Here is a 9,854-nt window from a genome sequence, read left to right as displayed (position 1 = left end):
TTCAGTTTTCAAAGAACTAATCTGCCGCTCAGAAGCGACTTTATTAATATAACATTTCGTTATATTTTCGTCAACAACTTTTTTCAATAAGTTGTTTTTCGTTTGTTTTGCTTGTTACCTTTCGTGGCAACGAATATAAATATACCAGTTTGATTATTAAAATGCAATAGTTTTTCTAATAAAATTTTTAACTTAGTAAAAAAGTATAAAAACAGCACATTTCTTCTATATAAATATAATTTCTCGCACCATCAAGAGCTACTATCCCTACGTAGCTCATAATCAAATAAAAAAAGCTTTGGAGAAATCTCCAAAGCTTAGTCTTGTTTATGACGCATAGCAGGGAATAATAATACATCACGAATAGATGGTGCATTCGTTAACAACATAACAAGACGATCAATACCAATTCCTAGACCACCTGTAGGAGGCATACCGTACTCAAGAGCTTCAATATAATCATCATCCATCATGTGAGCTTCATCATTACCTTGTTCGCGCTCTTTTAATTGCGCTTCAAAGCGTTCTTTTTGATCAATCGGATCATTTAGCTCAGTGAATGCATTTGCATGTTCACGTGCAACGATAAATAATTCGAAACGATCTGTGAATCGTGGATCTTCGTCATTCTTTTTCGCAAGTGGCGAAATTTCTACCGGATGACCGTAAATAAATGTTGGTTGGATTAATTTATCTTCTACTTTTTGTTCGAAGAATTCGTTTATAATATGACCAACTTCCATCGTATCCTTAATACCTACATTATGTTCTTTTGCAAGTTCACGCGCTTCTTCTACACTCATTGGATTCCAGAAATCTGCTCCAGAATGTTCCTTGATTGCATCTACCATATGAAGACGTGTCCATTCTGGTTCTAGATTAATTTCATAATCACCATATTGGATTGTTGTTGTACCTAGTACTTGCTTCGCAATATGCGCAACCATATTTTCTGTTAGTTTCATAATATCTTTATAATCAGCATACGCTTCATATAATTCAATCATTGTAAACTCTGGATTATGACGAGTTGATACACCCTCATTACGGAATACACGACCGATTTCATAAACTTTTTCTAACCCACCCACAATAAGGCGTTTTAAATGAAGTTCAATTGCGATACGCATGTATAATTCCATATCTAACGCATTATGGTGCGTAATGAAAGGACGCGCAGAAGCTCCACCTGCAATTGCATGCATCATAGGTGTTTCCACTTCAAGATAACCATTGTCATCTAAGTATCTTCTCATTTCACGAATGATTTTACTGCGAGTAACGAATGTTTCACGGCTTTCCATACTTGTGATTAAGTCTAAGTAACGTTGACGGTAGCGTTGTTCAACATCTTTTAATCCATGATATTTATCCGGTAATGGACGAAGAGATTTCGTTAATAGTGTAAAGCCCGTTGCTTTCACCGAAAGTTCTCCAACGTTCGTTTTGAACACTTTACCTTCAATACCTACTAAATCACCTAAATCTGCTGTTTTAAACAATTCGTACTCTTCATCTCCAACAGCATCTTTACGAACATAAATTTGAACTTGTCCATGTAAATCTTGAATATGTGCAAATCCAGCTTTTCCTTTACCGCGTTTTGTCATAATACGACCAGCGATAGAAACAGAGATTTCTTTCTCTTCTAATTCTTCTTTAGAGAACTCTCCATATAAGCTTAATAAGTCATTTGTTGCATTTGTACGTTCAAATCGTTTACCAAACGGATCGATTCCTTGCTCACGTAAGTTATGTAACTTTTCACGACGAACAAGCAATTGGTCGTTTAATTCTTCGTGGTTCATGTTATCCATGGTATTGATATCACTCCAGCTCTATTAATTTTTACAATATATACAGTATAGCATTTTCTACTCAACTAGAAAAACTGCCAGCAACTAGCTGGCAGTTCTTCTTTCTTTCACGTAATTATAGGAAGTGTATAGAAGAATGTCAATCTTCCCTATCTATTATTAACCAACGTGAATTGTTTGTTGTTTCGCTTCTACTTCTTCTACAAATGCACCTAATACATTCGCAAGGTCCTCACGCGTATTACAAGCATTGATACCATTACGTACAGTTGCATTACCACGAACACCCTTTAAATACCAAGCTGCATGCTTTCTCATCTCTCTTACAGCGACATTTTCGTTCTTTAAATCGATAAGACGATCTAGATGCAACATACATACGTCAATTTTCTCACGCACTGTCGGTTCCGGCATTAATTCACCTGTTTCCAAATACTTTACCGTACGATAAATCATCCACGGGTCCCCAAGGGCAGCGCGACCAATCATAACACCGTCTACACCAATTTCATCAAGCATACGCTTTGCATCTTGTGGCGTTTCGACATCACCATTTCCGATAACCGGGATATTTACAGCTTGCTTTACTTGTTTAATAATATCCCAATCCGATTTCCCTTCATACATTTGTACTCGTGTACGTCCATGAACTGCTACTGCTTGTCCGCCAGCACGCTCAACAGCTTTTGCATTCTCAATTGCAAAAATATGATCTGCATCCCAACCAATACGCATCTTAACTGTAACCGGCTTTTCAACAGCATCTACAACTGCCGCTACCATTTCATATATTTTATTTGGGTCTAAAAGCCACTTTGCTCCCGCGTCACACTTAATGATTTTCGGTACTGGGCAACCCATATTAATATCAATAATGTCTGCTGTCGTATATTTATCTACGTATTTCGCAGCATCTACAAGAGTTTCTTTCTCTCCACCAAAAATTTGTAAACTTAATGGCTTTTCTCTTTCATCAATATATAACATATCTAATGTTCTTTTGTTATTAAGTAATATCGCTTTATCACTTACCATTTCAGCACAAACTAAACCTGCACCAAATTCTTTTACTGTCAAACGGAATGCAGAGTTACACACTCCCGCCATCGGTGCTAATACAACCGGGTTTTTCATCTCAATATTTGCAATCTTTAACACTCGACTTACTCCTTCCTTCATAGTCACTTCGGCATTAATTCCTCCACTGAAACCTTTAATGCCTTAGCAACTTCCACTACAAAATCTTGGGAAGGCGATCGATTCCCTCTCTCAACTTCACCTAAAACAGATACAGATACCCCTAACTCTTTCGCAAAACCTTCTTGTGTATAACCTTTTAGCTTTCGAAAAGCACGAATGCGTCTTCCCCATTTTTCTGCTTCCATACCGTTACTCCCTCTCGCCTTTTCATTTCTTCTACTTGTGAACGTGAAATGTTTTGTTTTATATCTTGATTAATCTCTAACAACGGAACGATAACAAAAGCTCTTTCGAACATCCGCGGATGCGGAACAATAAGATTCTCTGCTTCAATATTTTCTTGATTATATAGTAAAATGTCAAGGTCGATGGTCCTCGGACCCCATCTAATTTCCCTTTTTCTTCCTAAATCATTCTCTACTCTTTGTGTAATTTTCAATAATTCTTGCGGTGATAAATTGGTAGAAATTTTTATAACTAAATTTAAAAAGCAACTTTGGTCAGTATAGCCAACTGGCTCTGTTTCATATACAGATGAAATATCGTTAACTTGGATATACGGGTTTTTGTTTAAAAACTGAATCGCTTCAGTTAAATACGTATAACGTTCTCCTATATTTGAACCTAATGCAATGTAAGCTATATTATTCATGGACGTTCTCTCGTAATTTCCACTGCTACAGCACGATAATGCCCAGGTATCGGCGGATCTGGTTTAATTACTTTAATTGTACAACGGAAAATACTCTCATATTGTTTTAATATATCTGCAGCGATATTTTCAGCGATACTCTCTACAAGCTTATACGTTCTATCTTCAACAACTTTTCTACATAACTCGAAAAGCTCTCCATAATTGACAGAATGCTCTAAGTCATCACTTTCTCCTGCCTGTTTCAAATCCAACTCCACCGTTAAGTCCACTTTAAATCTCTGACCCAATTTATTTTCCTCTGGGAATACACCATGATAACCGTAAAACTCCATATCATGAACATAAATTTTATCCAATTACTTTACCCCCTTACCAATCATCGCATCCATCATCTTAGCCATACGTGCCATTTCCTTCACATCATGAACACGAACAAACTCACAACCCTTTTCAATGCCGAGACAAACGGTAGCTCCTGTTCCCTCAAGACGTTCCTCTACCGGTAAATCTAACACATGTCCAATAAAGGACTTTCTTGAAGTACCTAAGAGAACTGGATAACCCAGTACGTTTAACTGTTCTAAATTACGCATCGCTTCTAAATTTTGTTCAGGTGTTTTAGCAAAACCGATGCCTGGGTCTAAAATGATATTCTCATCTCGCACGCCAGCATCTTTAGCAATTTTGATGCTTTCATATAAATCAGCAATCATATCAGCCATTAAATTGCGGTAATTCATGTTATCGCGATTATGCATCAAGATAATAGGTACATCGTAATGAGCTGCAACTTCAGCGATTTTCGGTTCCGCCTTCGCTCCCCAAACGTCATTAATAATATGAGCGCCCGCTTCGATTGCTTGTTTTGCAACTTCAGCTTTATACGTGTCGATAGAAATAGGTAATTCCACTTCTTTTGCAACCGCCTGAATCATCGGAACAACTCGCTTTATTTCTTCTTCCACCGATACTTTAGCAAAACCCGGGCGAGTAGATTCACCGCCGATATCAATAATATGAGCACCTTCATCTCGCATTTCTTTCGCATGGCGCACCGCAGCCTCTAACTCGTTGTAACTCCCACCATCAGAAAACGAATCTGGTGTTACATTTAAAATCCCCATAATTAAAGTTTTTTCATTTAAGTTCAATGTATATTCGCCGCAGCGCAAATCATAATCCCACTTCAAACTACACATCTCCTCTTCGCAATTCATTTCTGCTCCACAATTTCTCTCTCTGCATTTCATAAAGACTCATAAACCTTTTTGTAACCATACCTACTTTACCCGGGAAATCTCGTCCCTCTATATGATAAAGCGGGACAATTTCTTGAATCGAGTTTGTTACGAAGACTTCATCAGCTGAAAGTAATTCATCTTTTGGAAAGAAACCTTCCTTCACTTCGATGCCCAGCTCTTCAGCAACCTTTATAATAAACGCACGAGTGATACCATTTAAAATCCCTGTTTTTAGCGAAGGTGTATACAAAATATCACCTTTCACGAAAAAGAGATTCGAAACAATACCCTCTGCAACATAACCTGTTTCAGTAAGGAAAATACCTTCCTTATTCACAACATTTCCAATTTCACGTTTTCCTAAAATGTTATTTAAATAATGATGAGACTTTAAGCGAGACGCACCCTCTGGTGTATTTCGCACTTGCTTTAAAACGACCCCTTCTTTTTCCACTACATCTTCGGGGGCTGCTAAAGGTTTTATAAAAACAATAACAGACGGCTCTTCATACATTTCCGTTTGCAATCCAATTTCATCTATACCCGCTGATACATTAAAACGTACATATGCATGCTCTAATTCATTCTTAACGAGTAAATTCTTCAAAATAAGCAGTACTTCATCTTTCGTCATTGTCCATTTAATTTGCAATGTATCCAGTGCATCTATTAAACGGTCATAATGATCATCCAATAAGAAAGGATGACCATTATAAATACGAAATGTCTCAAAAACTCCAAGACCATATAAATAACCATGATCATAAGGAGAAATTCTCGCTTCACTTGCTTCTACATACTCACCATTTACGTAAATTAACATGATGTCACACTTGGGCTGTATTTACGAATGAAATTCTGCAACAACTCTTTCCCGTGGGAAGTCATAATTGATTCTGGATGGAACTGTACACCTTCAATCGGTAATGTTGTATGACGGAGCGCCATAATTTCCCCTTCTTCTGTCCAAGATGTTACCTCTAAGCAATCAGGTAACGTCTCTTTCTTAACGATAAGGGAATGATAACGTGTCGCAGTAAACGGATTAGGGATATCCGAAAAAATCGTTTTTCCGTCATGATGCATAAGCGACGTTTTCCCATGCATTAAGCGCTCCGCACGTATAACCTCTCCGCCAAACACTTGTGCAATGGATTGATGTCCAAGACAAACCCCAAAAATCGGAATCTTTCCAGCAAAGTATTGAATAACCTCCATACTAATACCCGCTTCATTAGGACTACACGGACCTGGCGAAATCATTAAAAAGTCTGGTTTCATATTCTCAATATCTGAAATAGTCACTTCATCGTTACGTTTAACAACAAGCTCTTGTCCAAGTTCTCCAAGAAACTGCACTAAATTAAATGTAAAAGAATCATAATTATCAATCATTAATATCATTTCTCTCACCTAACCGTTTCTTCGCTACGTTCTTTTGCACGCCATAAAGCAATCGCCTTTTTTAACGACTCTTTATATTCATTTTCCGGATTCGAATCAATTACAATTCCCGCTCCTGCTTGTACATGCGCTTTTCCATCTTTAGCAAGCAGTGTTCTAATTACAATATTCAATTCTGTATCTCCAGAATAACCGATCCACCCGATTGAACCTGTGTAAATCCCTCGGCGAACAGGTTCTAATTCTTCAATAATTTCCATCGTACGTATTTTCGGGGCACCAGTAATTGTTCCCCCAGGGAATACAGCCTTCACTAAATCAAAAGCATCTTTATCTTCTTCCACCTCACCACGCACATTAGAAACAATATGCATAACATGTGAGTATTTCTCAATTACCATAAATTCATCTACTTCTACAGTGCCATATTTACAAACACGCCCTAAATCATTTCGTTCTAAATCCACAAGCATGACGTGCTCTGCTCTTTCTTTTTCATTCTCAATTAATTCTTTTGCTAATTCTTCATCCTCTTGCTCATTCGCCCCTCTAGATCTCGTTCCAGCAATCGGTCTTGTACTTACTTCGGTTCCCTCTTTCTTAATTAGCAACTCTGGCGATCCACTAACAATTTGAAAATCCCCGAGCTCCAAGTAACCCATATATGGAGATGGATTAATCTCACGAAGACTTGTATAGATTTCTAGCGGGTGTGTTTGTAACGTTCTTTCTTGCCTTGTCGACAAGTTTACTTGGAACACATCACCAGCCCCAATATATTCTTGAATACATTCAACTGCCTTCATAAAACTTTCTTCTGTAAAAGCAACTGTTTCACTTTTCTCTTCAGGGCATGCAAAAGGTATATTCACTTCTGGCGCTTCTGTCGCCCAAAGAATCTTCCATTCATTTAATCGCTCTTTTGCCTCTTCATGCTTATCTACATAATGTGTAATAATCCATAATACTTTTTCTTTTTGATCATAAACAAACACATCATCAAATAATAAAAAGAATATATCAGGTATATTAATGTCATCCTCCGCATGGGAAGGGAGTTTTTCAATATAACGGATGCAATCATAACTAAAGTAACCAATTGCACCACCTTGAAATGGAGGGTATTCCGGATTATAGTCCGTTTTCCATCGCTCCATATATTCCTGCATTAAATCTAATGGGTTTCCTTGTTTTATTGTTTCCTTACCACTTTCGCTTATATGTAACGTTTCACCCTTCCCTCGGATTACCGCTACTGGGTTCAACCCCACAATGTTATAACGACCGCCACGTCCACTCTCTAACAAAATATGTTGCGGTTTATCCTTAGAAAGAAATTTATACTGCTTAAAGAAATCTAACTGATATGGAATAGAAAGCGCTAAAGATTTTCTTCGTTGCATATCAACACCCCGTCTTCTTTTATCCCACCCTCTTAGATTAACCACCTCAAACTACATTCGTTATATATATAAAGTGGTTATACTCGAAGGCTAGTGAAAATAAATTAATTATACTACCTCTTATTTTACATGAAGTTTTCTAGTCATTCACTCTTTTCCTATTTCCAATCCAAAAAGAAAAAGCATCCTTTTCAAGGATGCTTTTTCAATCACATATAATTAAGACTCAAATTGATAAAGCGGTGTACTTAAATAACGTTCACCGTTACTTGGGATAATAACAAGTACCTTTTTCCCTTTACCTAACTTTTTCGCAATTTCTGTTGCTGCATAAATAACTGCTCCAGAAGAGATACCCACTAAAATACCTTCCTCTTTAGCCACTCTTCTTGCATATTCAAATGCTTGCTCTGCTTTTACTTGAATAATTTCATCATATACCTCTACATCCAATGTCTCTGGGATGAATCCCGCACCGATTCCTTGGATTTTATGTGGACCCGGTTTCCCACCAGATAGTACTGGTGAATCCGCAGGTTCTACTGCATAAATTTTAATATCTTTATACGCTTCCTTCAGCACTTCACCAGCACCAGTAATCGTTCCACCTGTACCAATACCTGCAATAAACGCATCTAATTGGTCACCCATTTGTTCAACAATTTCTGGCCCTGTTGTTAAACGATGAATTTCTGGATTCGATTGGTTTTTGAACTGTTGTGGTATAAAGTAGCCATGCTCTTTTGCTAATTCAGTCGCTTGACGAATCGCTCCACCCATTCCTTCAGGCCCTGGAGTCAATACTAATTCCGCACCGTAAGCACGTAATAAATTACGACGCTCAATACTCATTGTTTCTGGCATTACTAAAATTGCCTTATATCCTTTAGCGGCCGCTACCATCGCTAAACCAATTCCTGTGTTACCACTTGTTGGCTCAATGATTGTATCGCCTTCTTTTAATAATCCTTTTTTTTCAGCATCTTCAATCATAGCTAATGCAATACGATCTTTAACACTGCTCCCTGGATTCATAAATTCTAATTTTAAGTATATATCTGCGCTGTTTGATTCTACGATGCGGTTCAACTTAACGATCGGCGTTTTCCCGATTAATTCTGAAACTGATTGTGCCACTCGCATTCCTGTCACTCCTAACACCGAGTATTTTTATTGGTTTTATCTATATTTAGATTTTGTCAGAAAATTCCCTGTTTGTCAATCTATTTAGAGGGTGGATTCCCTCACTTCCCTTATTACAAACTCTCAATTAAATTTGTAATATCTTCTTTAGAGAACTTATATCGCTCATTACAGAAATGACAATGAACTTCTGTCTCTTCTTCTTCTTCGCGAATTTGCTCTAACTCTGTTTTACCTAAACTAATTAACACACTCTCAATACGTTCGCGTGAGCATGTGCAATTAAATTGAACATCCATCGTTTCTAACACTTTCACTTTATCTTCTCCAAGAACTGCATACAGTAACTCTTCTGGAGAAAGCCCTTGTTCAATTAACGTTGATACAGGAGGAATCTTCTGCAAACGATCTTCAATGAATGAAATTGTTTCTTCCTGTGCACCTGGCATAATTTGAAGGATAAATCCACCTGCCGCTAATACGCTGTCATCTCCATTTACAAGAACGCCAACTCCTACAGAAGAAGGTGTTTGCTCAGAAACTGCAAAATAATACGTGAAGTCTTCCCCTAATTCTCCTGAAACAATTGGAGATTGACCAATAAACGGCTCACGCATACCAATATCTTTAATTACTGTTACAAATCCCTCAGTACCTACCGCTTGATATACACGTAATTTCCCTTGTTCCGTTCCTTCAAAATCAACATGTGGATTCGTTACATAACCACGTACATCCCCATTTGCATGAGCATCTACTAAGATAGGACCAATCGGACCATTACCTTCTACCTTAATCGTTAACTTTTGGTCACCTTTTAACATCGCGCCCATCATTGTACCTGCAGTTAAAGAACGACCAAGTGCTGCCGAAGCTGTTCTCCATGTATCATGACGTCTTTGCGCCTCACTTACTGTGTTTGTAGTACGTACACTATATGCACGCACTTCTCCATCAAATGCTAACGCTTTTACTAAATAATCTTTCATAC

General features: G+C 37.7%; 11 protein-coding genes. All 11 read right to left on the bottom strand.

Annotation, left to right across the window (positions count from 1 at the left end; all coding sequences use genetic code 11):
• Positions 1-317 precede the first annotated feature (317 nt).
• Positions 318-1,817 (bottom strand): lysine--tRNA ligase, encoded by a 1,500-nt coding sequence (gene lysS, locus DN389_RS24785; protein ID WP_000369672.1) that lies wholly within the window; start codon positions 1,815-1,817, stop codon positions 318-320.
• Positions 1,818-1,976: 159 nt separating this feature from the next.
• Positions 1,977-2,975, bottom strand: a complete 999-nt coding sequence (dusB, locus tag DN389_RS24780) for a tRNA dihydrouridine synthase DusB (RefSeq protein WP_142343577.1) — start codon at positions 2,973-2,975, stop codon at positions 1,977-1,979.
• 23 nt (positions 2,976-2,998) lie between these two features.
• Positions 2,999-3,202, bottom strand: a complete 204-nt coding sequence (locus tag DN389_RS24775) for a helix-turn-helix domain-containing protein (RefSeq protein WP_000387029.1) — start codon at positions 3,200-3,202, stop codon at positions 2,999-3,001.
• Entirely contained in the window at positions 3,154-3,669 is a 516-nt protein-coding gene (gene folK, locus DN389_RS24770; RefSeq protein ID WP_001059453.1) for a 2-amino-4-hydroxy-6-hydroxymethyldihydropteridine diphosphokinase, read from the bottom strand. Before folK ends, DN389_RS24775 begins: the two co-directional genes overlap by 49 nt.
• Positions 3,666-4,028 (bottom strand): dihydroneopterin aldolase, encoded by a 363-nt coding sequence (folB, locus tag DN389_RS24765; protein ID WP_000358076.1) that lies wholly within the window; start codon positions 4,026-4,028, stop codon positions 3,666-3,668. Before folB ends, folK begins: the two co-directional genes overlap by 4 nt.
• Positions 4,029-4,889, bottom strand: a complete 861-nt coding sequence (gene folP, locus DN389_RS24760; protein ID WP_046958124.1) for a dihydropteroate synthase — start codon at positions 4,887-4,889, stop codon at positions 4,029-4,031. It abuts the gene before it with no gap.
• A complete protein-coding gene (gene pabC, locus DN389_RS24755) occupies positions 4,864-5,736 on the bottom strand; it encodes an aminodeoxychorismate lyase (protein ID WP_098191162.1) in 873 nt (290 codons plus the stop codon). Before pabC ends, folP begins: the two co-directional genes overlap by 26 nt.
• Positions 5,730-6,317, bottom strand: coding sequence for an aminodeoxychorismate/anthranilate synthase component II (pabA, locus tag DN389_RS24750; protein ID WP_000602298.1), 588 nt, complete (start codon positions 6,315-6,317; stop codon positions 5,730-5,732). Before pabA ends, pabC begins: the two co-directional genes overlap by 7 nt.
• 5 nt (positions 6,318-6,322) lie before the next feature.
• The gene (pabB, locus tag DN389_RS24745; RefSeq protein WP_001189683.1) at positions 6,323-7,720 is read right to left on the bottom strand and encodes an aminodeoxychorismate synthase component I; all 1,398 of its coding nucleotides are present in this window, start codon (positions 7,718-7,720) and stop codon (positions 6,323-6,325) included.
• A gap of 219 nt (positions 7,721-7,939) precedes the next feature.
• Positions 7,940-8,863 (bottom strand): cysteine synthase A, encoded by a 924-nt coding sequence (gene cysK / locus DN389_RS24740; protein ID WP_087983740.1) that lies wholly within the window; start codon positions 8,861-8,863, stop codon positions 7,940-7,942.
• Positions 8,864-8,976: 113 nt separating this feature from the next.
• Positions 8,977-9,852, bottom strand: a complete 876-nt coding sequence (gene hslO, locus DN389_RS24735) for a redox-regulated molecular chaperone HslO (protein WP_075313525.1) — start codon at positions 9,850-9,852, stop codon at positions 8,977-8,979.
• Between the last annotated feature and the right edge of the window lie 2 nt (positions 9,853-9,854).

It is taken from the genome of Bacillus sp. AY3-1 (assembly GCF_008368785.1).
Lineage (GTDB): Bacteria > Bacillota > Bacilli > Bacillales > Bacillaceae_G > Bacillus_A > Bacillus_A wiedmannii.
The sequence above is the reverse complement of the archived record's forward strand: the minus strand, read 5'-3'. Positions and strand labels throughout refer to the sequence as shown.